Source organism: Vibrio sp. SNU_ST1, from assembly GCF_030563405.1.
GTDB lineage: Bacteria > Pseudomonadota > Gammaproteobacteria > Enterobacterales > Vibrionaceae > Vibrio.
In genome coordinates, this window is sequence record NZ_CP130749.1 from 1,204,588 (window position 1) to 1,230,105 (window position 25,518).

20 protein-coding genes and 1 pseudogene are annotated in these 25,518 nt (G+C 43.2%); 15 read left to right on the forward strand and 6 right to left on the reverse strand.

The window, feature by feature from the left end:
• Nucleotides 1–660 precede the first annotated feature (660 nt).
• The 8 genes and pseudogenes from Q5H80_RS19585 to Q5H80_RS19620 all read left to right on the forward strand — a co-directional run bounded on the left by Q5H80_RS19585 (nucleotide 661) and on the right by Q5H80_RS19620 (nucleotide 10,487).
• Entirely contained in the window at nucleotides 661–2,403 is a 1,743-nt protein-coding gene (locus Q5H80_RS19585) for an EAL domain-containing protein (RefSeq protein WP_304569788.1), read from the forward strand.
• Between the two features lie 226 nt (nucleotides 2,404–2,629).
• Nucleotides 2,630–3,001, forward strand: coding sequence for a GntR family transcriptional regulator (locus tag Q5H80_RS19590; RefSeq protein WP_304569789.1), 372 nt, complete (start codon nucleotides 2,630–2,632; stop codon nucleotides 2,999–3,001).
• A complete protein-coding gene (locus Q5H80_RS19595; protein WP_304569790.1) occupies nucleotides 2,998–3,852 on the forward strand; it encodes an ABC transporter ATP-binding protein in 855 nt (284 codons plus the stop codon). Before Q5H80_RS19590 ends, Q5H80_RS19595 begins: the two co-directional genes overlap by 4 nt.
• A complete protein-coding gene (locus Q5H80_RS19600; protein WP_304569791.1) occupies nucleotides 3,852–4,709 on the forward strand; it encodes a hypothetical protein in 858 nt (285 codons plus the stop codon). Before Q5H80_RS19595 ends, Q5H80_RS19600 begins: the two co-directional genes overlap by 1 nt.
• 285 nt (nucleotides 4,710–4,994) lie before the next feature.
• Nucleotides 4,995–8,063 carry an Ig-like domain-containing protein gene (locus tag Q5H80_RS19605; RefSeq protein ID WP_304569792.1) on the forward strand — a complete coding sequence of 1,023 codons (3,069 nt, stop codon included), beginning with the start codon at nucleotides 4,995–4,997 and terminating at the stop codon, nucleotides 8,061–8,063.
• 932 nt (nucleotides 8,064–8,995) lie between these two features.
• The gene (locus tag Q5H80_RS19610; protein ID WP_304569793.1) at nucleotides 8,996–9,283 is read left to right on the forward strand and encodes a putative quinol monooxygenase; all 288 of its coding nucleotides are present in this window, start codon (nucleotides 8,996–8,998) and stop codon (nucleotides 9,281–9,283) included.
• Nucleotides 9,283–9,836, forward strand: a pseudogene (locus Q5H80_RS19615) (nucleotidyltransferase family protein). The gene Q5H80_RS19610 and the pseudogene Q5H80_RS19615 overlap by 1 nt, the downstream one beginning before the upstream one ends.
• A gap of 192 nt (nucleotides 9,837–10,028) precedes the next feature.
• A complete protein-coding gene (locus tag Q5H80_RS19620; RefSeq protein WP_304569794.1) occupies nucleotides 10,029–10,487 on the forward strand; it encodes a bifunctional diaminohydroxyphosphoribosylaminopyrimidine deaminase/5-amino-6-(5-phosphoribosylamino)uracil reductase RibD in 459 nt (152 codons plus the stop codon).
• On the opposite strand, the gene Q5H80_RS19625 is transcribed toward Q5H80_RS19620, so the two are convergent.
• Nucleotides 10,484–10,936, reverse strand: coding sequence for an NUDIX pyrophosphatase (locus Q5H80_RS19625; protein ID WP_304569795.1), 453 nt, complete (start codon nucleotides 10,934–10,936; stop codon nucleotides 10,484–10,486). The genes Q5H80_RS19620 and Q5H80_RS19625 overlap by 4 nt on opposite strands.
• A 291-nt stretch (nucleotides 10,937–11,227) precedes the next feature.
• On the opposite strand from Q5H80_RS19625, the gene Q5H80_RS19630 reads away from it, so the two are divergent.
• From Q5H80_RS19630 to Q5H80_RS19645, 4 genes are all read left to right on the forward strand, one after another.
• Nucleotides 11,228–12,940 carry an RluA family pseudouridine synthase gene (locus Q5H80_RS19630; protein ID WP_304569796.1) on the forward strand — a complete coding sequence of 571 codons (1,713 nt, stop codon included), beginning with the start codon at nucleotides 11,228–11,230 and terminating at the stop codon, nucleotides 12,938–12,940.
• A gap of 157 nt (nucleotides 12,941–13,097) precedes the next feature.
• Nucleotides 13,098–13,478, forward strand: a complete 381-nt coding sequence (locus tag Q5H80_RS19635) for a hypothetical protein (protein WP_065105314.1) — start codon at nucleotides 13,098–13,100, stop codon at nucleotides 13,476–13,478.
• Between the two features lie 325 nt (nucleotides 13,479–13,803).
• Nucleotides 13,804–14,964, forward strand: a complete 1,161-nt coding sequence (locus Q5H80_RS19640) for a multidrug effflux MFS transporter (protein ID WP_304570736.1) — start codon at nucleotides 13,804–13,806, stop codon at nucleotides 14,962–14,964.
• A 125-nt stretch (nucleotides 14,965–15,089) separates the two neighbouring features.
• Complete coding sequence (locus tag Q5H80_RS19645; RefSeq protein WP_304569798.1) at nucleotides 15,090–16,103, forward strand: serine aminopeptidase domain-containing protein; 1,014 nt, start codon at nucleotides 15,090–15,092, stop codon at nucleotides 16,101–16,103.
• Nucleotides 16,104–16,135: 32 nt separating this feature from the next.
• Here the strand turns inward: Q5H80_RS19645 and Q5H80_RS19650 are convergent, their stop codons facing one another.
• The 4 genes from Q5H80_RS19650 to Q5H80_RS19665 all read right to left on the reverse strand — a co-directional run bounded on the left by Q5H80_RS19650 (nucleotide 16,136) and on the right by Q5H80_RS19665 (nucleotide 21,629).
• The gene (locus Q5H80_RS19650; protein WP_304569799.1) at nucleotides 16,136–17,191 is read right to left on the reverse strand and encodes an AraC family transcriptional regulator; all 1,056 of its coding nucleotides are present in this window, start codon (nucleotides 17,189–17,191) and stop codon (nucleotides 16,136–16,138) included.
• A 146-nt stretch (nucleotides 17,192–17,337) separates the two neighbouring features.
• Nucleotides 17,338–18,705, reverse strand: a complete 1,368-nt coding sequence (locus Q5H80_RS19655; RefSeq protein ID WP_304569800.1) for a Na+/H+ antiporter NhaC family protein — start codon at nucleotides 18,703–18,705, stop codon at nucleotides 17,338–17,340.
• A gap of 207 nt (nucleotides 18,706–18,912) precedes the next feature.
• Entirely contained in the window at nucleotides 18,913–19,677 is a 765-nt protein-coding gene (locus Q5H80_RS19660) for a hydratase (protein WP_304569802.1), read from the reverse strand.
• Between the two features lie 167 nt (nucleotides 19,678–19,844).
• Nucleotides 19,845–21,629, reverse strand: coding sequence for an SgrR family transcriptional regulator (locus Q5H80_RS19665; protein ID WP_304569803.1), 1,785 nt, complete (start codon nucleotides 21,627–21,629; stop codon nucleotides 19,845–19,847).
• A gap of 603 nt (nucleotides 21,630–22,232) precedes the next feature.
• Between Q5H80_RS19665 and rimK the strand changes: the two genes are divergently transcribed.
• Nucleotides 22,233–23,138 (forward strand): 30S ribosomal protein S6--L-glutamate ligase, encoded by a 906-nt coding sequence (rimK, locus tag Q5H80_RS19670; protein WP_010428457.1) that lies wholly within the window; start codon nucleotides 22,233–22,235, stop codon nucleotides 23,136–23,138.
• Nucleotides 23,139–23,170: 32 nt separating this feature from the next.
• Nucleotides 23,171–23,599 carry a RimK/LysX family protein gene (locus Q5H80_RS19675; protein ID WP_004733090.1) on the forward strand — a complete coding sequence of 143 codons (429 nt, stop codon included), beginning with the start codon at nucleotides 23,171–23,173 and terminating at the stop codon, nucleotides 23,597–23,599.
• Nucleotides 23,600–23,674: 75 nt separating this feature from the next.
• Here the strand turns inward: Q5H80_RS19675 and Q5H80_RS19680 are convergent, their stop codons facing one another.
• Nucleotides 23,675–24,463 (reverse strand): MBL fold metallo-hydrolase, encoded by a 789-nt coding sequence (locus Q5H80_RS19680; RefSeq protein ID WP_304569807.1) that lies wholly within the window; start codon nucleotides 24,461–24,463, stop codon nucleotides 23,675–23,677.
• 387 nt (nucleotides 24,464–24,850) lie between these two features.
• Here Q5H80_RS19680 and Q5H80_RS19685 point away from each other — a divergent pair, with 387 nt between their 5' ends.
• Nucleotides 24,851–25,453, forward strand: coding sequence for a 2OG-Fe(II) oxygenase (locus Q5H80_RS19685; RefSeq protein WP_017108287.1), 603 nt, complete (start codon nucleotides 24,851–24,853; stop codon nucleotides 25,451–25,453).
• Nucleotides 25,454–25,518 lie beyond the last annotated feature (65 nt).

Sequence of the window (25,518 nt, forward strand, 5' to 3'; positions counted from 1 at the left end):
AATATAACTATCAATATTAAACCAGCCAAAGTATACCCACTTACAATATGCCCTGAAAAATAACACTAGATATTACCTTCTCTTGTTGACTGGGTGCTCTTGGGTTTATTTCCTTTATTTACATAAACTTAAATAACACAAACTTAAGTGACATTAAAATAAAATCAAGCCATCCTTATATAAACAGTCCTATAACAGAAGTAAAAACAAGTTCAATAGAAATTAAAACTATATTATCAAAATTAACAATAAGGGACCATGTCGAGATAATCATAAAAAAAACCGGGGTTAACTGACATATAAATAATTTAATCGTATAAAACCAAAAGCTAAATTAGCTTTCCAATGGGAAATCACAAAAATTATAGAACAAGACAAAAAGTTAAAATCCAGCCCCTAGAAATGGATAAATACCAAAATAAATGGATAAATCCACTTTAACCCTTGTAAATCATCGACTTTTATTTATAAATTCAAGTTTTGGGTGAACATCTCTATAACCTGTCATTGACCCCAAAAATCTGCGATTAGTATCACCATCTTGAGAGAAATAGTGACATTTTAGTTATGTTATTTAGAAAGGACTCTTAGGTTGAATGAAAATCCCAGCATCACATATCAATCACGTAAATATAATAACTATCGCTTAGGAGTTGAGCTATGCATTGTTCTTTCAATATAAACAATAACTATGAGAGCTTGCAATTAATATATAATGAAGAAAAAATATACATTAAAAGAAACAGCAATAAGATATCAGAGGAAAGTCTTAATAGTAAAGAAAGTTTTGTTTTTAAATATCTTATTGAACACTCATCAATATCAAACCCTCAATCTGCTAGAGATGTTGAAAAGTCATTTAAATTACACTTCGATGAAGAGTTCAGCTTGTACGCTTTAAAGAACATTATTGCTTCGATAAGAAAAAAGTATAGGAATCTGTGTAAGAAAGCAAAAATTAACCATAATAGTGAACTTATCTCGAACCTTTATAAGGTTGGTTATTTTATCGACCTAGATAAAAGTACAACCAACCGTATAACACCAAAATACAACATCAACCAATTCAAGCTCAGCCATATCGAGATGTTGAAGCTGATGCTCAACACTTACCAAAAAGAGTTGATCAGAGGCTTTATAGCTGTTTGTACCGTTTCTTCATTTTTTTTGTTCGTTGTCTACTTCTTCCAAATCCTTTATACAACGAAAATTGCAGATGAATACAGTAAAAACGCAAAGCAAATAGTAGAGGAAGTAATGAACTATGGCTGTGATAGCGAAGTCGCAGTGTACGCATTGAGGCACTCACTTAACCTTGATTCTGTTTTGATGACAACGCCTTATGGTTCATGCTACATATCAAAAACGCAATCAAAAATGGTTGAACTAGACCAAATTGAAAACTTTGACGATAGCCTAGATTTTGCTTATTCACACTTTTCAGACCCCAAAGAGGACATCGAACTCATTGCGCGCATTTCTAAATGGTCTATTGAAGCTAGATATAAGAACTCATTACTCCCTCTTTTGGTTGATTCAGTTTCCATACAAAAAAATGGTCACTACATATTAAACCTAGGCGAAAACAGTCAGCCTATTTATCAAGCCCCACTTCCAACAGGTGCAACCATCACTTTCTACAGTGACGATATTGTGCTTCTGTGGGTAATTTTTTCTCTGGTGATCGCCACGCTACTTTATCGCGCATATATTCTTGGCTTTGGTATTTACCTGCTTCGTTGGCGACACATATCCTTCGAGGAAGAGCCTATAATCAACACTGATGACAATAGCGTTTTATATTACGAGTTATTGTCTAGAGTGCGTAACGTAGGCGTTCTGAGTTTCATCAACACCATGAGACGTACTAATTTGTTGACCTTTCATACTATTTTAATCATTGAAACAGTAAAAAAAGCGAAATTAGACAACAGCCATGATATCTACGGTGTCAATGTATGCCCGAGTGCGTTGGTGGGATCTAACTTTACGAAGCTCAAAGAGCATTTAGTCACGATGGAAGCGAATGAGTTTGTCGTAGAAATAACAGAGTATTCAAATATTGGCTATGGCTATGAGGTCATCGACAACATCAAAATGGTCAAAGATCTTGGAATCACCATCGCGCTAGACGACTTTGGTACAGGTAACAACAACATTGAGATCATTAGTGCTATCTCTCCGACCTACCTAAAGCTGGATCGCTGCTTTGTTAAAGATATCGAGTCAGGAGATTATCATCAAGGAGTATTGCTTAATATATCGGAGATTGGACGCTTATCAAACATCACGATGATTTATGAAGGTGTCGAGACGCGCAGGCAGCAATATATCCTGTGTCAGTTAGGCTACAACCTACACCAAGGTTATCTGTACAGTAGACCTAGTCACTCCGAGGAGTAATTATCTCCCACCCCATTTAAATATTGATGACCTCCCTTTTCTTGTTTAATTGCAATTAATCATACAACGACTTGAGAGCCCACAAGGAAGTAGGCTTCAAGTGTTCTCATAACCCAATACATTTCTCCCAAACATAAAAATATACTCTTCATTTTTATAAAAACCTTGCCAATCTGAATAAAAAGTTTAGTGTTGTACATATGTATATCACCATGCAATTTTAATTATGACCGAATGGAAAGACGACCAGCCGATCTTTAGGCAGCTAGCTGCAAAGATCAGTGACCAAATTCTTCAAGGTGTTTGGTTAGAACAACAAGCATTGCCCTCAGTGCGTGCTGTTGCCGCCGATCTTAAAATCAACCACCTTACTGTCATGAAAAGCTATCAGTTACTGGTTGATGAAGACTTAGTCGAGAAAAAACGCGGCCAAGGTATGTATGTCGCAGAAGGGGCACTTCAGAAATTGAAAGAATCTGCACACCAATCATTCATCAACACACAGATCCCAGCCATCGCTGAGACGCTAGGCATCATTGATATGAGTGTCGAAGAACTCGTGAAACAGCTAGAACAATATATAAAGGACAAGTCATGAGTACTTTACTTTCAGTGAAAAACGTAACCAAAACCTATTTAAATCAAGTGGGTGTAGAGAACATCAGCTTTGAGTTAAAACCGGGGCAAGTGCTTGGCCTTCTAGGCCACAATGGCGCGGGTAAATCGACTCTGATCAAATCACTACTTGGCGGACACAGCTATCAAGGTGAGATAGAAGTTAACGGCTACCACCCTATCCACCAGCATGCAGAACTCATGTTGCACCTGTCGTACATCTCAGACGTTAACGTACTACCCGAGTGGATGACAGTAAAACAACTACTTCGATACACCGAAGGTGTACACCCGAGCTTCAACAGGCCAAAAGCAGAGCAAACACTAAGCAGCACCAACATTAAGCTGTCTTCAACGATCAAACAGCTTTCTAAAGGGATGAAGGTACAGCTTCACCTTGCAATCATTATCGCGACCGACACTCAAGTGTTGATCTTAGATGAGCCAACTCTAGGTCTAGATCTGCTCTACCGCGATACTTTTTATCGCCACCTCCTAGAGTGGTTCCATGACGGCGAACGCGCGATGATCATCGCCAGCCATGAGGTTTCAGAGATTGAACACCTATTAACGGATGTCTTGATTCTGAAACAAGGCCATTGTGTGCTGCAAAAGAGCATGGAAGACATCGAGAACGACTATTTCATTATCGATGTCGCAAACAACCACTCAAGTGAAATCCAGAAACTCAATCCACTGAGCTCACAGCCTGGGCTAGGAACCACTAAATGGTTATTGGAAGGTCAATACAAAACGCAGGTTGAATCACTCGGTAACATCTACAACGTTGGTCTGGCCGACCTATTCCTTGCAACACAGATGGAGAAGGCATAATGCACCCAAGTTTTTACATGCTAGAAAAAGAACTGATTGAGCACAAAATTAACACTCGATTGCCTCTGTTTATCGCGTTATGTGGTTTCTTGCTGTTCGTCAGTCTGTTCTTTAATGGCGCAGCGCAGCATGAGTTTTTCTTCGAAATGCAAGTGAACGGTGACGTGAGCGATATCCACAGAGAATTCGCACAAGATCTCAACTCAGTGATCTATTTTGGTGCGGGCCTTATTTCACTCATACTTTCGACGCTTTACATCCCTAAAACGCTGCGTAAAGAGCGACAGGAAGGCAGTTCGATGTTTTGGAGAAGTATGCCAGTATCCAATGCTATGACTCACGGCGTGAAGCTAGGCTTCGGTTTAATGGTTATTCCAGCTATCTGTGCGTTGTTGGTGCTGTTCGCAGATTTCCTATTCTGGGTATTGAACATCTCAAGCGAACAACAACTGGCGCTATTGGTTGAGCAACAATCTCTGTTTTATGTGTTGAGCAACTGGGTCGTGTTCTTTGGCCGAATGATGTTAGTTGCACTGGTTCTATTACCACTGGCAACTGTTACCCTAGCGATTTCACAGCTAGTGAACTCGCCATTGCTTGTCATTTTTATCTCAAGCTATGCGATTAAGTTCCTCTCTGTCGCCGTGTTTGGGTTCTATGGCATCAACGACTTCCTATCTCTCATTGCATCACTGCCAATGAAAGTGCTCACAGCAAGCAACCCATTCAGCGCGCTCACAGAAGCGCCTGTTTTGTCTTTAGGTATTTACGTACTGATTGGTGTTGGCGGTTATCTACTGAGCTTGAAGCTAAACCGAACGGACGATGTCAGTTTGAAAACACTCTTCCAACGTTAGAGTAATCTTCCTGACGTTGATGTTATCTCTCATGAACAGGTAACAACTGCAGATATCAAAATCCAAATCAAAGCTCCCAAGAAAACGGGAGCTTTTTATTATCAGGCTCTTTCATTGTCGGCACGTTATTACCCTGTACTTTTTGTCAAATGACTTTCAATCTAAATACAGATTTGAAACTAAATACGAAGATTGTCATTATTGTAAGCACACGACGTAAACATACAATTATCATATACTTAATGATATAATTATTGATACCCCCGACTTTAAAGTAAGTTAAGAATGATTAAAAAAAACATCATTATCTCTACCCTATTTTCTATTTTAGCCACGGGCTGTGGTGGTGATTCATCACCGGGTCCGAGTTCTAACGACATAGCACAATATGAAAAACTCCCTTACTCTTTTTCGAAGACAGTTAAAATGGCAGGTGAGTCCCATGTTATTAAATTAGAAAAATTCTCTGTCAGACAAAAAGATGCCAAGTTTTATATCCTCAATGCAGGCCAGTCCACACAAGCTCAAGCACTAAGCTACACCCCTGAAGTCAGAAGTTATCGTGGTAAAGTGGTTGGCCAGCCCGAATCAATGATCATCGGCTATGTTGACGGTAACAACAAATTCTATGGCCGAGTCTTTTATGGCGGAATAAAAAGTTGGGAAATCAGCGACCTCCCTATAGCGCAAAAGGCTGCGCATTTAGGCAACAAGGTTGATATCAACCGTTCACCGGCTGATTTACAGCTTACCTCTGACTCTCATCAACTGCAGGCACCATCCTTAGCTAGCCCAATCCCTAGCAACAGTGACTTTTACCTTCAGCGAGCGGATATCGCTTTTATCGCGACAGAAGATGCCTATACTCGCGCCTTTGGGAACAACTTAGAGTCGACCATTGGGGCTCTAGATTATATGGCAAACTTTTTAGATTACGTATTTACACGTGACGCTCTTATTCGATTTAGCTATCCCGGAGGCTTAATTGTCCAAAAGGCTGGTTCCGTAACTAAAGGCTCTCAAAATCAGCAGCTGCGTGAAAAACTCAAAGGGAAATTTTCGTTATTACACACTCTAGAAGGTGCAAGAAATTCGGGTAGTAACGCAGGTTTAAGTAGCCTTTGTGGATTTAGTCTTTCTGCTTGGTGTACATTGCATGAAGTAGGTCATGCTTTCAATCTAGGGCATAACATTGGCCCAGAAACCAACAGTGTAATGGGAGCCGTTGAACTCATTCCAACGAACGCAATCTCTGTGATGAAGTCCTCTCCAGGAGCAACGAAAGGGACGATTGTTGGCGCACTACAATCGCCGATCAGCCCTAATGCTAATATCGATCATTTAGATATCACCAGAGATCAAAAAGCCACCATCAATGTATTAGACAATGACTTTGACGCCAATGGACCTTTGCCCGGCGGAAAGATCAAAGTTCATAGTGTAGATAGCCACTCTATTGCTTACGGTCGTATTACTTGGGAAGAAAATGGTAATGTAACTTACCAAGCCCCGAAAGGCTTCGTCGGAGACGACCACTTCAATTACACCATTATTGATGATTCCGGAATGAAAGATGAATCTGAAGTACACGTAAAAGTACTTTCTGATTCTCGCGTAGCTTTCTTTAAGAAAAATCAATACACGACAAGACATGACCTGAAAAATTATAGCGGAGATAACCACAGAGTCGACCAAGTGCATAACTTAGCCGGTAAAGAGTCTTTTGTTTCATTAACGCATCAAAACTCAAAGTACCAAAATTTAGGCTTTGTTCAGCAACTCCTTATGGAAGGCTCTTACGATACTGTTTACGAAAAAAACAACACGATGAGCCTTCGTGATTATATGCCTCATGAGCTTGTTCCTGGTAAGTCGAGCTTCTCAGTATCATTAGTTTTCACTCAAGACGGTGACTTTATCTCTCGACTTAGCTCTGGGGAGCTTGACTCGACAACACAAGAATTAGCCCTTATTGGTCAAGGTAAATTAGATGACGGCTACGCGCTTTCCTATTTCAACGGAAACCGCCACCGAATAGAAGCCAAAGGCGCGCCAGCAAAGGGGTTAGGCTGGACATTAGTGAGTCGACAACTCTTCACTCAGCAGAACTTCGGGCAACGACCACATGAGATTCATGCCTACGCGGCTCCTGATGCGGTAACCGTCAACGATAATAAACCTCATATCGTTACTTGGGTCATAGACAGACAAAAGAACACCGTAAGCACATATGTCGATGGCACAGTCGTACCCATGGTGTTAGACGATAATCCCACTCATTTTTACGATCATGTCCCTCTACCTGCCGATTTTGGTGGTGTATACCCTGGTGGAACAAACTACTGGTATAGCGCAGGGAGAGACTTATACACTGAATCCTATGGCCCATGGTTTATGAGAACATTAGGTGGCAGTAATAGTATATGGGACACATCGACCCGATTTATATCCGATAAAATGGACGTCGATAACGTACAGATGTTCACCTACGCTCTGTCTGAACAGCAAATTAAACAATTGGCAAAAGGACACTACCCAGCCTACTCGACTTCGCCGATCAATGGACAAGAAATCAGCTTTGATACACCTATTTTGTTAAAATGGGATAATGATGCAGCCAGTGAATTCCGAGTCACTTACGGGCAAGACTCTTCTTTAAGCAGTCCATTGTATTCTAAAAGCGTTGGTACAAGTAAAAGCCTATCCGTTAATATTAATAATGCTACCGACGTTTTGTATTGGCGAGTAGATAGCAAAATTAATAACCAATGGGTAAATGGTCATGTTTGGTCAACTCGCAATCAACTCCATATTGGTCCGATGCTTTCACTAACATTTACTAACGACGAGCTAACAGGTTCAAACGCTCCTGATGCGAGCCCTTGGCCAGTGAATACCTCTAAAAGCTTTGGTGATGTACAAGTTAATGTCAGCAAGCAAAAAGAGACAAACGGACGCTCCACTCTACTACTAAGAGGAGAAGAGGCCAACATCACTCTGACCAGTCAAGGTGGACGAGAGATAAAACAAATGAATATCGCTTTAAGCGGTTATGATACTAAAACATTAGGCGAGCTAGCGATCCAATATAAGGCTGGAAGTCAGTGGAAAGATGCAAAAGTGCTATACAAAGATGGCGTGCCGACGGGGCAAAACTTCAACGGGGATTACACAGGTAAACCCGCTATAGGAAACAGGAAAAATGGCCCAAGTAAATCGCAATACGCGCCGGAAAGAATCGATAACATTAGTACTTATCTAGTCACATTTCCTTCAGGCGTTTTTGACGTGAGAGTAATAGTTCGTGGTGATTCTAATGTGGTAGCTATGATAGATCAGCTCGATATCATCTAACCAACAAACGAAACGCATCTTTGAGGCGTTTCGTTTACTCTCCAATTTTAGTTGACCACAACAACTGCTCTAAAAACCTAAATCAAAGCTTCTGAGAAATCAGGAGCTTTTTTATTATCACGACTTTGCGATACAGGAATGGGTGACAAAGACAAAGGGGTTTTACTTGGAAGTAACAGAGTGAAGCAACAAGAGAATCTAGAGGAGGTATTAATGAGCTGACATTGAATTGCATTATTGTTAATGCCTGTCAGCTCTTTAGGGGATGATTTCTTTAGTCGCCGACCAGATGAAGGTCCTTGAGAGTACTATTGAAATCGGTTTGTTGCGTTTTACATTTGATTAAGCTTTTCAGCTTTTTTATTTTAAAGCTTTACGATTTAAAGCTTATTTCTTTGAAGCTTCTTTCGCTGTGTCTTTCCAGTATTGGATGCGAACGCGATGAAGCTGTGCTCTTCTCATTTTTTTCATAAGGGATATTTCCTTTTCTTTAACTGCTCTTCATGAGCTATTTTTATTGCCAACTATTCGAATCTAACGGTGTTTGATGGCTAGATCAATGACACAAGTCACAAAAGACATAGAGATTCGAGTACCATTTACATCAAAGTATGACCTAGTTATCAACTATGACTCAGTTCAATCCGATGAGCCGCTGTTCGAAATTAAGGTTAGTTCTCTAAGATGACAAATTCATTTCAGTATCAATACAGTTCAATGATACTGATTTAATAGACCGGACTAACACGGATTTAGTTCCCAACATTTACCTCCCCCCTACAAGGTTACACCGTAACTAAGGTCACATTCAAAATGGTCATTTTTTCTCCACACTGGACTGTACGGCACAAACTCAAAATGGGATTATGCTTGTGACGGATAGAGCTTTTGATAGAAAAAGCCGTAATGAATAAAATGAAATGGATGTAATAATGAGTAAAGTAATTCTACAAGGGCATATTCTTGTGCCAGACAACGACCTCGAAGCAGTAACCCAAGCCTTGGTTGTGCATAGAGAACTGACACTGGAAGAACCTGGCTGTATTGTGTTTCGAGTCAGCCAAAGCACGCTTCAACCTAATCGTTTTGAAATTTACGAAGAGTTCACCAATCGAGAAGCGTTCGAAGCCCACCAGCAACGCGTCAAAGCTTCTGAATGGGGTGAAATCTCCAAGAACGTGACACGTCATTACCAAATCACTGGTGTTCCGACATCATAATGATTGACCCGCTAGCCAACCGCATCGTCACGTTGATCAAACAAGATCCCTTACGAATGCAGGTTTTAGACTGTGTCTCCCAGTTGGATTTACCGCTATGTTATGTTGCTGCGGGCTTTGTGAGAAACCTCGTTTGGGATCACCTACATGGTTATGCCTCCCCTACTCCACTCAATGATATTGATGTGATCTACTTTGATCCCATTGATACCTCTTACGAATCGGATCTTGGATATGAGGCTCTACTTCAACAACGGTTGCCTGAATTGAATTGGCAAGTTCGCAATCAAGCCAACATGCATACTCGAAACAAGGATGAGCCTTATCAAAGCTCATTGGATGCGATGAGTTACTGGCCTGAAAAAGAGACGGCGATCGCCGTAAAACAAAACCGCGATGGAGACATCGAGTGTATTTCGGCTTTTGGTTTAGAGAGTTTGTTTGATTTAAAGATCACACCGAATCCCAATCGCAGCAAAGACGGTTTGATCAACGAGTTCAGTCTAAAAACTGGTTAACTCATTGGCCCAAGTTAACGATTGGTCACAGTTAACGATTAGCCACAGTTAGTTAATTAGCGGTTACTGTCAACTAGCGGCGGATTCAAAATGAAAACCATTGACTAACAGCCCAATCAGATCGAACATGCCCCACTTGTTAGCTTATTAGCTTTAGTAATTAATCAACTCATCAACCGCGCGTGACGACTAACTGCTACGCCCTCTCGTCATACTGAGTAACGACCATGAACCAACAATATATGCTTCAAGCTCTTGAAGCTTCGCACCAAGCCCTACCTGATTGCCAACCAAACCCGCCAGTAGGCTGCGTTTTGGTGAAGAGCGATAAGGTGGTGTCTGTTGGGTACACGCAAAAAGTCGGTGGAAACCATGCCGAGGTTGAAGCACTGAATGGCTATGACGGCGAAACGGACGGAGAAATGGAAGGCGTTACTGCTTACGTAACTTTAGAGCCATGTTCATTTGTTGGCAGAACACCCGCTTGCGCCAATACATTGGTTAAAGCAGGTGTAAAACACGTAGTGGTGGCGATGCTAGACCCTGACCCTCGCAATAATGGCCGTGGTGTTGCGATCCTTGAATCGCACGGCGTGAAGGTGGATGTGGGGTTATGCCAAACACAAGTGAGCGCCTTTTTAACCCCTTACCTTGGTAAGCCCTCGCTCTTAAACAACCAGTATTAGTTCAATTTCACTCGGTAAAGCGGATTGACTGGCTTATCGACAAAATACGACCAGATATGATCGTAGACGGCATGTTGGTTAGGGAATGGCGCTAACGCTTTTGCTTCTTCTAAATTGCACCAACGGTACTCCGTATGCTCGTCATTCAGTTCAATCGCTTGGTTGGGTGGGCATAGCACCGCAAACACAGGGATTAGCTGAATCACATTCACGTGCGCCTCGTAAAACTGCTCCAGAAACTGCGCGTTATACAAAGCTTCCACTTTAATTTGGGTCTCTTCTTCAAACTCACGCACGATAGCCTGCCAGCCTGTTTCTCCCGCTTCAATCGAGCCTGCGACGTGACACCAAAACTCGCCCTTCACACGCTTCATTAGTAGCATTTTCGTTTGTCCGTCGATCTCAGAAATTGCGACACCAGATACAATCGAAGTATTGAGTGGAATCATAACGTTACCTTAGTTTCACAAGAGGGCGGCAAGGCTACCACCCTTAATTTACGAAGTTACCTTCTATGATTAAAAACGAGAGGTCACTCATTAATTTCTGACTTTCAAGTGAGACTCTGGGGGGGTTATATGTTCAACAACAATTTTTGTATCCAGTCATTGAACGATTTCTTATTTGAGGCGTATTTCGATAAAGAGTAGAATCGCCGCCTTGTACTGTGTTTAAAGTATCTAAACATACACAGTAGACTCACAACCATTTATCACCACGATATAAGTATTAAGACGACTATGCACTCATCAAAACCAACGCACGACTCAGAAAACAGCCACACACCTGAGCACTGCTTCACTCGCTTTCAACAGCCGATTGAGTCATATTCGTTGCCAGATCGCTTCACCTTTCCGTTCTATTACGAACCGCACCCATTGTGTGAAATTGCCGCTCATCAGCTTCAACAGCACCTAGAAACACAAACCGATTGGCAACATGACTTCGGACTGGATTCTGATGCAGGGCGCGGCAAAATGTTTGGTGTGTTACTGGTAAAAAGCCCTGACGGTGAGCTTGGGTACTTCTCTGCTTTCTCCGGGAAAATCGCCGACCAAAATCTATGGCCTCACTTTGTACCGCCCGTATTCGACATGCTGAGCAGCGACAGCTTTTTCCATCAAGACACGGCCGACATGATGGCTGTGAATGCGAAATTTAAAGCGCTGCAAGCAAACGCTGAATACCTTGAACTGTGCGAGCAACTGGCACAACAAAAAGCACAAGCTGAACAAGAGATTGAAGCTCAGCGTTTATTAATTATAGAACGCCGAAAAACACGTAAAGAACAACGTGAACAAGGTAAAGAAAACCTTGATGAACAAGCCTTCGAACAGCTAAATAACGAGCTAAACAGAGCCAGTGTTGCAGACAAGAATCAGCAAAAATATCTTAAGCTCAATTGGGAACAGACCCTGCAAGTGCTGCAGGCTAAAGTTGATGTGTTCACCACTCAACTGGCAGAACTCAAAGAGCAAAGAGCACACATTTCTCATCAGCTTCAGCACAAGCTGTTTTCACAATACGCTTTCCAAAATGCGGAAGGAAACGTTGAAGACCTTAACCAGATCTTTGAAAACACGCCAAACAAGATTCCACCAGCTGGCTCTGGCGAATGTGCTGCGCCTAAATTGCTGCAATACGCGTACTTAAATGGCTACACACCATTGGCACTGGCTGAATTTTGGTGGGGTCGTTCTCCAAAGTCGGAAATCCGCAAACACAAAAAATACTACGCCTCTTGCCAAAGTAAGTGTGTACCGATTTTAGGCCACATGATGAAAGGTCTGGAAGTCGACCCCAACCCATTGCTAGAAAACCCAGCAGAAGGTAAAGACCTCGATATCTTGTTCCAAGATGAACACATCGTTGTGGTACACAAACCCGCAGGCTTTCTATCCGTACCGGGTAAAACCATCAAAGATTCGGCTTACACACGCGTTCAAGAGATGCACCCAGATGTTGAAGGGCCATTTGTTATCCACCGTTTGGACATGGCAACCTCTGGCATTCTAATATTTGCGCTTACACGACGTGCGAACAAAAGCTTACAGAAGCAGTTCATTACTCGTGAAGTCGAGAAGCGTTACGTGGCAATGATTGAAGGCGTTCTAACCGAAGATGAAGGCTATATTCGACTACCATTGCGTGGTGATTTGTATGACCGCCCTCGTCAGATTGTCTGCTTCGAACATGGCAAGCCTGCAGAAACCAAATGGGAAGTGATTGAGCGAAACGAGCAAACCACTAAGGTTTACCTGTACCCTAAAACAGGGCGTACACACCAATTGCGTGTTCACTGTTCACACGAAGAAGGCCTTAACATGCCTATCGTGGGTGATGGCCTATATGGCAATAAAGCCGACCGACTGCACCTACACGCAGAAAGGCTAGCGCTGCACCACCCTGTGACCAAAGAGTGGATGGAGTTTCAGTTCGACGCTGAATTCTAAAATCTCTCATTAATAACGATTCTTAATTAAAGGGGTCACAACCGTTTGTGGCTCCTACCTCTTTTGGGTATTTCTCCACGCTTATTGCACTACATCAAGATTCACTTTGTTGTGAGGAGTAGCATGCGCCTCTTCTTCTTTCCTTGAGGCCTTTGATATGTCATCAGCTGCTTTGAATATACAACCCAACACAACTACTTCTTCCGTGATCGCTTCGCAAGCACTAAGCTTGAAACCACTCACAGACAAAAAGCCAGACTTAAACTCGGCAATGCTCAATCTAATTGAAGAAGTGAAAAACGAACTCCCTCTTTACGAGTCGGAGACGTTTATCTGTGGGCCAAAAGGAAACTGCTCCGGTTGTTCTAAGAAACTATTGGAGATGGTCGACAGTGAGTTGATGTATTGGGAACACAGCATTTCAATTGGTCAAGGCCCTAACTTCGAAGAGCTGCGTCGCTTTGGTAAGCTATGCAGCAGCGTTAGACGTGGCTTAGAGCGAAACGGGTTAGTCGAAAAGCGCCCAAAGAAAAGGTAACAGTCCAACTCGATAATCATTACAATGTGTCGTAGGCTGTTGCAAGCTACCCTCGATTAACTGATTGAACTCGTTAGCTATAAGGGTGATAGTACTTTGTATTACAATTCAGAGTACAGACCGATTCATCGAAACTCATTCATAGGTACGAATTCATAGAAGCTAGTTCATAGATATTTTTCACCATTGTCTTGAGCGACTCTAACCTTCATTTCTGCTTAGCTTTGAGCCTTCGGAAAACCAAAATCACATTCATTTAAAGCCCTTTATTGGATAGCGGGGAAATACCTTGAAGAAACCACAACCAGTACTGGGTAAGACAGGTATGCTATTTTTCCTCGTCATCATCAGTGCGTTTCCTCCATTGACCATCGATTTGTATTTGCCAGCCCTTCCGCAAATGGTTGAAGTGTTCAACACCGACCAATCGATGGTCAACCTAACCCTGAGCAGCTACTTCGTGACCTATGCGGTTGGCCTGCTGTTCTGGGGGCCGCTCAGCGAAAAGTTCGGGCGTAAGCCGATTCTACTCATTGGCATCGCAAGCTATATGGTGGCGAGCGTATTATGTGCCATGACCAACAGCATTGAGCAGTTGATTGGTGCTCGTATATTCCAAGCCTTTGCGGGCAGTGCCATCACCGTTATCGCAACCGCCATTGTCAAAGATCTTTATGATGGCCGAGAACGTGAAAAGATCATGGCGACTATCATGTCACTGGTGATCATCGCGCCAATGGTTGCTCCTGTATTTGGTGCCTTCTTACTGAAAATTGCGTCTTGGCGAATGATGTTCGTCACCCTCGCGATTTTTGGTGCGTTCGCCTCAGCATTGGCACTTTGCTACCGAGAGACACTTGAAACTAAATATCAAGGTTCTATGTTCCGCTCATGGGGCAGAATGGGCGTGGTGATGAAAAACCGATCGTTCATAAAACTGCTAGTCATTTTCTCTATTACACCAATGGCGCTAATGAGCTTTCTTGCCGCTGGTTCTTATATCTACATCAATCACTTTGGATTGACCGAACAACAGTTTAGTTACGCTTTCGCATTCAATGCATTGTGCGCCTCATTTGGCCCAACAATTTATATGAAGTTGTCCTACAAAATATCGGTTCAAAAGGTCATCTCTGGATGTTTTGCTCTATTAGCGATTGCCGGAATCTTTACGCTGACAGTCGGCGGTTTGTCACCTTGGTTCTTTATGTTTATCGCAGCACCAGCGACGCTGATGGTTATCATCATGCGAGTACCAGGCACCAACTTAATGTTAAATCAGCAAGATCAAGACACAGGTTCTGCCGTCGCATTGATTCAGTTCTTTAGCATGATTTGTGGTTCACTTGGTATGGTTTTGGTTTCAATCCGACCAGATTCGCTAATTGAAAACCTAGGCTTTATCCAATTAGCGGTGGGAATTCTAGGCGGCTTGATGTGGCTGATGGTCAGAAACAAAGAGTATGTGACTAAGAAACTGAATTAAGCTCTTCCCAAATAGCTAAGTTTTGTACTCAAACACGATTTAGGGCGTCCTCGATCGTGTTTGAGGTCTCGCCCTCACTGGCTTTAGCGCATATTAGCTCCAATCACCTAAATTGGAGTTAAACCATGAAATGGACACATTTACTGTTCACATCCCTACTATTCCTTTGCAGTTCAGCCATCGCTTCCGATGTCGGGTTCACTCAAGTCTCCTTAACTGACGATCCTAATCGCCCGCTAAACACTGCCATTTGGTATCCCACACAAGATGCATCAGACACAACCTTAATTGGCGATAATCCAGCCTTCATCGGTACGCAAGTCATCAAAAATGCTGAGATCCAATCAGGTAAATTTCCAGTCGTCCTCATATCGCATGGTTATCGTGGTAACTGGCGAAACCAAAACTGGTTGGCGACCGAACTTGCGAGTCGTGGCTACATCGTAGCGACCACTGACCATCCGGGAACCACTTCTTTCGACCAATCCCCGAAGCAAGCGGCGAAATGGTGGGAGAGACCACAAGATATGTCACGTATTCTGGACTACTTGTTATCCGAAACTCCGTGGAACAATTCGGCTAACGCCAACAATGTTACCGCAATCGGGCACTCACTAGGTGGTTGGACCGTAATGCAATTAGCTGGTGCTAAATTGGATAGACCAACCTTTGAGGCCAATTGTCTGGTATACCAGAACCCACGAACTTGTGGACTATCAGATGAATTAGGGCTATCACAAGTCCAACCCCCAGAACCAAGCAATAAAGACCTTTCAGACCCTCGAATACAGCGCGTGGTTAGCCTTGATTTGGGGCTTGCTCGCAGCTTCTCAGTCGGCAGCTTAAATGACATTACAGTGCCAACCTTAATATTGGCGGCTGGGATTGATATTGGGGATCTACCTCAGGCATTAGAGTCTGGCTACATTGCTGAGCACATGCCTCTTAGTTTAAGACGCTATAAGCTCTATGAAAGCGCTACCCATTTCAGCTTCATTCAAAGCTGTAAATCTGGGGCAATACCAATACTTGAAGAGGAAGTTCCGGGCGATGGCATTATCTGTAAAGATGGCGTTGGTACATCACGCGACAGGCTGCATCAATTGTTCTTAAGCGACATCGTTAGTTTTCTGAACTGATAAACGGAAAGCAAACACACTCAATCTAACACTTATGGCGAGCTTCGAAACTCACTCGGAGTTTGCCCAGTTATCCTTGAAAACTCTCGATTGAAATTGGACTTGGTCTGAAAGCCAGAACTAAGGAAGATGTCAGTTATCGCTTCATCACTTTGCTTCAGGAGAGTCTTAGCGTGCTCAATTCGATAGGCATTGATCACCTTCGAAATATTCTCATTATGAGTTTGGTTAACCGCAGACGATATTTTTCGAGCTGGGATACCTAGCTTTCTCGCCACTCCATTGAGGGACAAATCAGGATCTTTGAACACCTGATGATCCTTCATTAATGCATCAAACTTAGCGACGATCTGCGTAACTTCTTCATCGACTTCTAAGCTTGTCGACGATGCCGCAGATACACCAATGTCTTCAGGAGAATAGCTTGGCGTTATCAGTTCACTCTGCTGTTGGTTTTGTTCCTGAATCGGTGCAGTGCTAGTACTCACAACGACTACAGCCCCAACAATTGCGGGAATAAGAACTAGGTAACCAATAGACAGAATTAAGTCGGTGTGCTGTGCGTTGAGCAGCAAAATATCATACGAGATAATGCTATCCACGAGAGCTGAAAACAGTAAGGCTATACCAGCCGTACTCTCAGCATACAACACATTCGATACATCACTCAGCCTGACGTGCTCGGGAAAGTTAAATGATGACTTCAACAGCAAGCAGCCATAGCCGAGGTACAATGAGATCAACAACAGATCAATCGTTCCATCCCAAATATGCGAATAAAAAAAGGAGCCAACCAGAACAACCACAGGGCCCAAGCAATGCAAAAGGGATAAAGGTTTACTTCGATGAGCTCCTACAAAGCAGAGCCATGCCGCCACAGGTACACTTGCCCCTAGAACCGGTTGTAAGAAACGGAACAGTGCAATATCAAACGTCCAACGAAGCCCAACGACAGTGATCATCAACGCACACAACATAATAAACCAAAATGGTTTTTGGCTTGTTTGTGGGTAACGATATCGAAGCAAAACGGCCGTGACGCATAACAGCAGAGATGCAACAAATGGCAGGGGAATGGCGAGCATCAAAATTCCATTTTAATAACTGAGTACATAGCGTCGATAGCTCAATAAGTATCGATGATAATTTGAAATCATGGTAATTCATTCGCCATATATAATAAAGGCTCCTAGTCAGGAGCCTTCTTATCAAAATCAGTGATAACTAAGTTTGGTCAGTTGCTATTAAGCGTTACCACTTGGCGTGCCGGGTGTTTGATAAACACAGCAACCACAGCCACGACTGCAAGAGCAAAACAGTAGTAAGAGTTAGACACAATCTCTAACGGAGATAGGTTGAATACAGAACCTAATAGCAATACCTGAGCACCGTAAGGCAACACGCCTTGAATCACACAAGAGAAGATATCCAACAAGCTTGCTGAGCGACGCGGAGACACATTGTTTTCTTCCGCTAATTGACGAGCCACACTACCAGACACAATAATCGCTACTGTGTTGTTTGCAGTACATAGATTCACCATTGATACCAAGCCAGCAATACCTAGCTCACTCGCACGGCCATTCGCTTGCTTAGAGTGTGAAGAGCCAAACGTACGAATCACACCACTTACTAAGTTAGTCAAGAACGCCAATCCACCTTGACGACGCATTAGCTCACTCAAACCACCAATCAGCATCGACAGTAAGAAGATCTCTTGCATGTTGCCGAAGCCTGCATAGATATCTTTAGCGTAATCCGTCATACCGTAGTTATCAATAGAACCTAGGCTCACGCCACCCGCCAGTAAGATACCAATCGTCAGCACGACGAATACATTCATGCCCGATACCGCAAGAATCAGGATAGTGATGTACGGCAGTACTTTGAGCCATTCAATTGGGCCCGTTTCAGGCACTTGAGTTGCCGTGCTGTTGAAAGCAAAGATAACAATCGCAATCAATGCAGCAGGAAGTGCGATACGGATGTTCTCTTTAAACTTGTCTCTCATTTCACAGCCTTGCGAACGTGTCGCGGCAATCGTGGTATCAGATATAATAGAAAGGTTGTCACCAAACATAGCACCACTTAGCACCACGCCAGCGGTTAGTGGAATGCTCATGCCTGCTGAATCTGCAATGCCTAACGCCACAGGTGCAACCGCAGCGATGGTACCCATCGACGTACCCATTGCTGTCGCGATGAAAGCAGAAATTAGGAAGATACCCGGTAGAATCATGCTTGTCGGAATCGCCGATAGACCAAGATTTACGGTCGCATCAACGCCACCAGACGCTTTAGCCACAGCCGCAAAAGCACCCGCCAATAGGTAGATCATACACATTGCGATAATGTCTTTGTGACCTACTCCACCTAAGAACTGTTCGATAGCACGGTTCAATTTATCTTTGCTTAGCAACAACGCTAGCATCACTGCAGGCAAAGCCGCAATCGGAGCTGGAAGCTGATAGAAAGCAAAATCGACGCCTTGCAGTGACAAGTACGTACCTACGCCAATAAACAGCGCTAGGAACACGATCAGAGGGATAAGCGCAACTGCCGAAGGGGCAATTACCACATTAGAATTTTTTGAATTGGACATGGAACATCAACGCAATAGAACAGGAAGATGAGCAGACTAATGTCACACTTAAGGCTTGTCAACGTCTAGACGTCTAAACGCCCAATTTAATGCAAGGTAATAAGCATACCATTGAACATTACATAATAGAAAAGGCTACTTACTAACCAAGTAAGCAGCCTTTAGATAACAGATCATGTGGGTAACAGATCAATTAGATAACAAGCTTTATAACTTTTGTTTGAACGTCACTTGGTATTCGCCTAGCTCGTCATAACGTACTGTCGTTAGTTTATCGAATTCGACTTCAACAACACCACAATATGACCCGGTAATAATGGTCTCACCCGCTTCGAAGCTAACACCGCGTTGAGTCATGGTGTTAATCAGCCAATAGATAGGAGTTTGTGGTAGTGAGTTTGGGTGCTTTCCAGAGAAGGCTTGCACTTTCTCACCTTGAGTAATAGCAATCTCAAAGTTCGCCGCTGCAAAAGCGCTCTCTTTACTCAGCTCAGGACCAAGAAACAAACCTTGATTAGCTAAGCCATCGGCCAATACTTCATAGAACTCTACGCCACTATCATCAGCAAAGCGGGATTGAATAAGCTCTAAAGCCATGCGACACGAACCGATAGCCTCATTAACTTGCTCTTCAGTGTAACCATTGGAATTTGCTGGTAAAGGCTTGACCAGGACAAAAGCAATTTCAGGTTCAATACGAACTACTCCGTTATCCGTAAAAGCCTTGCATTCAGAACCAAACTGAACGCTATCTTCGAAAATAGGCGCAACGATCAATTTCTCTTCGCTCAATGGCAACAGACATTTCCAACCACCAACGTTACTGCGGTGAAGGTCAACCATTGCTGCTTGAATTGCTAACGCATCATCTAAACTGGTTGGGCGGTACCGCTCGCTTAACCTTGGCGCTTTAGTTCCCGCTATGCGACGACTTAACAACTCTTTAGCTGCCTGCTCAAATACATTTGTCATAAAATACCACTATAAGTAATAACCAATTTAGCACCAGATCTCTGAAGAGTGAGTAGAACGCTCATGACGATATAGCACCAAGATTTTAAACAACAATTTTGACATATCCTAAGTTTGAACACATGAAGAGATATTACTTTTACCAAATAAAAGCTAGGCGACTGAAACTAATCAGCTGACCATACATTCTTGAAGTCTGGCCATCCCCAGTTGGTGATGGCCACGTTTTTTAGAATCCCCTGGAAACGTACAGTTTGTAGGTGATGGAACATAGGCACTAGCCAATAATCAGAAATCAACGTGGATGCAACGGGCTCCAACTCTGCCAAGTAATTCGGTAGTTCAACGGATGCTTTGTGATGATCTAAGCGCTGTTTGAGCCAATCACTGTTCATCTCTCCTAGTGCCGAGTGCAAAACAGGGTCATTCATCAACCACGAGAACAATGAAGAAGGGGCATTGTCATCAAGGTTGAGGTTACACAACACCAAGTCTTCTTTTAAATCGCCACTTTGAGAGAGCTGTGCCAGTTCTCGAAAGCTGTAGGTATTCACCTCAACTTCCACACCATATCGTTTGAGTATGTCTGATACGCAAATAGCACATCGATAGAGCGCGTAATAGTTATAAACAGCGATGCTCATCTTTTTCGGCAATTGCGTCTCTTTCGGAGGGGTTCGATACAGTTTCTGCCAACTTGGCAATATATTCTGAGCAAAAGAAACACTGAACAAACCTTGGTTTTGTTCCAGTTGAGACAGTACCGCTTGTGGGTTAGCTATACCAGCGATGTACTTACGCTGCTCATCAGTTAACAGACTAGCCGCTGAATTCTGATTGAAAAGGATAAACAAACAGCCATCTTCAACTCGGCTACGAAGGCCATCAGTTTCAGCCGATACCAGCTTCGCATCACTTTTCCCGAGTTGATGAAAACAAGATGAATCTTCATAAGGCGACACCTGCATTTGGCTGTCGTCGAAACGAGCACTGCCTGTCATCGACTCTTCAAACTGCCAGATGGTCACCTCATCAGTCAAAGAACGACAACCATAATAGAGCTCAAATGCCGCGAGCTTGATACGTTCATTATTGCTCTCAACCACTTTGAAGGGGCCGGTTCCAATCACGGCATGAGACACCGAATTTAATGTCGATGGCTCACGGGTCACTTGCGCAGCAGGTTGAATCGAATACTTAACGCCAGCAAGTAAGCCCGCGAAGCCGGTATCTGCTTTGGTCAGTTGAAAGCTGATCCTTAACGGCTGCTCACTGTAAACCGAAGCAACATGAGCTAACTCTGTCTGATAGAAAGGTAGCGGTTGTAAAGCGGTAAACAACGAAACTAGCTGTTTGGCGTCAACGGGTTGGCCATCGTGGAAAGTTAGGCCAGGGCGCAAATAGAAAGTCCAAACCAACTTTTCAGCATCATATTCCCAATGGTGCGCCAGTTCAGGCTTCAACTCGCCCTTGCCATTACAAGTGACGAGGCAACTGAACACTTGCCTGATCAAAAATCGTTCGCTACTACGGTGAATATGGTGTGGGAATAGGTCTTCAAACTTACGTTTATAGGTTAATTGAACGTGCAGTAGCCCTTCACGCATCGTCGCGCCAGAGGTTTCTTGGAGGAGAGAGCCAAATACAGCGCGGTCATTGTCTAGAATTGACAGTGCTTTTTCGTATTTGCCCTGCTCAATCAATTTACTAGCAACATGTTGAGTCAATTCTTGATGGCTAAAACGTAAGGTCAGACTAGAGCGTTGATTCCTGCCGACTTTTGGCTCCCACACCACCCATTCAGCTTGATGCATTTTACCTAACAAGGTTCGTGCATGGCGCAAACTGGTGAACAGCTTGTCTGCAACCTCAGTCAAGGTAACCGAATGTGAGAGATTAGGCTCGAACGAATCTAGCCTTGTGTAGTAACGCATCATGTTTAAATCAGACAAATAATGAACCTTTTTAGAAACAACCCTTCCTCATAAGGCCCATTATAAAACACATTGGCCATAAAGTTACGATAAAAGACAAAAACAGGAACAACTTAATAAAAAACCATCTGTTTATTACTTCCTATTAAATGACCATAATTAATGGGTCAGCAAGGAACGACGAGTTCCTACCAAAGCCTAATACAAGAGAAGTAATCATCATGAGAAAATACTATCTTAATAAGTTAAAAAGCACCTGTAGCAAGCTCGAAAGAGAAGCACTACGAACACTTATAGAGCTATGTAACTGGCGTTATTAGTACACTTTTTAGCACCGAGTTAACGCGAGTTGAGTACAACCTAATATGCTCCTACCCCCAATATGAGTTAGGTCTCAACTCGCTTTTCCATCCCAAACACCCTCTCAACCCTGCCGTACCAATCACTCACCCATTCGATAACTTTCTGTTGTCGACTCGACAAATTTAATTCGTTTTCTTAGTTAAACGAAAAGCCTTAAGGTTCGCCCCGAAGCAAGCAAGGAGCCTCAGAAAAACTGAAAGCTCAGCTAACAACTAATTTATTTGCAGTTACCAATCAGGTATTAACTAAGGAAACGCCATGCGTATCGCAATTCTTTCTCGCAACGAAAATCTATACTCTACTTCTCGCTTAAAAGCGGCAGGAGAAGCTCGTGGTCACCAGGTCGATGTTATCGACACGCTGCACTGTGATATAGATATCGCGAGTAACAATCCGAAGATTCGCTACATGGGTGAAGAGCTACCTCAATACGATGCTGTTATTCCACGTATTGGCGCTTCCATTACCTTTTACGGCACTGCGGTTGTTCGCCAATTCGAAATGATGGGCACTTTTTGTATCAATGAGTCAGTAGCAATCAGTCGTTCTCGCGACAAACTGCGCTCACTACAACTGTTGTCTCGTAAAGGTATTGGCTTACCAAAAACAGGTTTCGCTAGCCGCCCAGACAAGATTCAAGACTTGATCAAAAACGTAGGTGGCGCGCCACTGGTTATCAAGCTTCTTGAGGGCACTCAAGGTATCGGTGTGGTTCTAGCAGAAACAAACAAAGCAGCTGAAAGCGTTATCGAAGCATTCATGGGCCTAAAAGCGAACATCTTGGTTCAAGAGTTCATTGAAGAAGCTAATGGCGCAGACATCCGTTGTTTTGTTGTGGGTAACAAGGTTATTGCAGCAATGAAGCGCCAAGCTGGTGAGGGCGAATTCCGCTCTAACCTACACCGTGGCGGCACAGCTCAACTAGTTAAACTAACCAAAGAAGAGCGCGCTACAGCGATCAATGCAGCTAAAATCATGGGGTTAAACCTATGTGGTGTCGATATTCTACAATCTAAGAATGGCCCTGTTGTAATGGAAGTGAACTCTTCTCCAGGCCTAGAAGGTATCGAGAAAGCGACAGGTAAAGATGTAGCAGACATGATTTTCGGATTCATCGAGAAAAATGCAAAACCAAACGCTAACCGTACTCGTGGCAAAGGCTGATTAAACGCCGTTTACTCATGATTGGAAAAAACATGAACAATAAAATGATCATAGGGAATACAGAAGCACTTTGCTTACCAGAGTTAGGGATAACTGGACTACATACGCGTGTTGATACAGGGGCTCAAACCTCTTCTCTACACGTAGACAATCTACTATGTGTAAAAACAGATGGTGAAAACTTCGTTGAGTTCGATCTTCACCCAGACGTTTACCACCTAGAAGAGACAGTGCGCTGCAAAGCGAAGCTGAAAACGAGTAAAAGAATCAAATCATCTAACGGCGAAGTTGAACACCGTTGTGTGATTGAAACCATGCTAAAAATCGGCGGTCAGGAATGGCCTATCGATATCACACTAAGCAACCGTCAAGATATGACTTATATGATGCTGCTTGGTCGTCAAGGCATGAGTGACAAAGTGATTGTTGACCCTGCGGGTGAATTTCTAATTTCTCACTAATTGAACTGCTCCACAGCTCAAATAGTGAGTCAACAACGCGCATTAATTAAGGCCAGTCTTTGAGACTGGCCTTAATTATTTGTGGCGATTTTTTTTGTCTTTAAACCCAAATCGCCAAACAGATTTAACCAAACCTTTAAGTTTGATTTTAGTCACTCGCCAATGTGTCACTGGCCTTCTTGGCGCACTCTTCAGCAGATGTTCAAACGCTTGCTCACTCAAATTCACTTGTCCCCCATGCGCCACCAGCAAGGTGTCGACCTGCATTTCATAGATACGAGACACCGACTCTCGGTACTTATTGGGATGAAAAATAGGGAAAGGCGGAATCAGCTTTTTTTTGACCTCAACTATTAAATCCGCAACATAGGCGACACTGTGAGATGGGCAATAAACGGAAAGATCTCTGTCGGTGTGACCTGGTGTTTCTAGAACTAACCAATCATCAAACCCCGGGATACTATCCCCATCAGACAGCTTATAGTCCGGCTTTAACTTTCTTGAATACCACAGATTTGCTTTAGGCTTGCCCAATCGATTCGCCATCCATCGAGCCAATGCGAGATCGGTCAAATGCATCAATATGCCATCGATGCCGTGGTACCAATCCTTATCTCGGTTTGCTGCCACCAAATTACAATTCGTCAGCTTTCTGAGCTTGTGCGCGGCCCCTGCGTGGTCTGGATGCATGTGTGTAACCACAACCGTATGTAAATCAGCAAAATCACGCATCAGCTCGGTTTCGATGAAATCCTTCAAATGCGGGATGTCGGCTCGACACGCGCCATCAAGCAAGAGTAATTTGTCGGGATACTCCACCAAGTACATGTCTTGGATGTAGCCTTTAATGGTATGCAGCTGCAAACCCACTCCTTGAGATAAAACAACTGGTCAGACCTACACCATAGCAAACTCACGGCCAATTGTGACTATTTTGTTAAAAACAACAGTCTAAAACCGGATAGATAGCTCGCATCAAGATTTCCATTGGTATCCACTACATTACTCAAATCCAATGTTACTCAAATCCAATTAAACTCAGAACAATGGGTACAGATTCCAAAGATGATCATCAATTTGTTTCGATATTTTTCAGCATTATCGAATGCTCACATTACAGAAAACCTTGCTCAACAAGCCTTACGCTTTAAGCGCTCAGCACTATTTATCGTAACGACAAAACACGTGATTTGGTGACCTGAGTTATTCGGACTATATATGCGCCTCTAATTTATTGTCTGAGTGCTATACATGAACCAACTTATCGATGCTCTTTCTACCCAAGGTTACTTTGTTTGGGATGACTTCTTAACTCACGAAGAAGTAGTGGCATTGAGGGATTGCATTCCAGAGAACTGGAAAAAGGCTAGGATCGGCCGTAACGATGACGTAGCACGAGAAGCAACGATTCGTAGTGACAAAATTCAGTGGGTACGCCGTGATATGGGCGAACCAGCGTCTCTGTTCCTAGACAAAATGGAACAAATTCGTTTAGAGGCAAACCAAGCGTTCTTTTTAGGTCTGTTCGAATACGAAGCGCATTTTGCAAAATACGAAAAAGGTGACTTTTACCAGAAGCACTTAGACTGCTTTAAAGGCAACGAAAACCGCCGCCTGACTACCGTGTTCTACATGAATGACGAATGGTCTGAGGAAGACGCAGGGGAGCTCGTGGTTTACGATCTAAAAGACAACCACATCGCGACTATTCCACCAAAGTCAGGCCGCTTATTTGTGTTCTTGTCTGAACAGTTCCCACACGAGGTACTACCGACAAACACAGAGCGATTCAGTATCGCGGGTTGGTTTCGCATTAACGGCGTGAAAGACAACCAATTGGACATCGCACACTAAAACTGTTTCCACATCGAACCTTATTCTTAGCCTCTCCATCGAGAGGCTTTTTCATAGGTGATAAT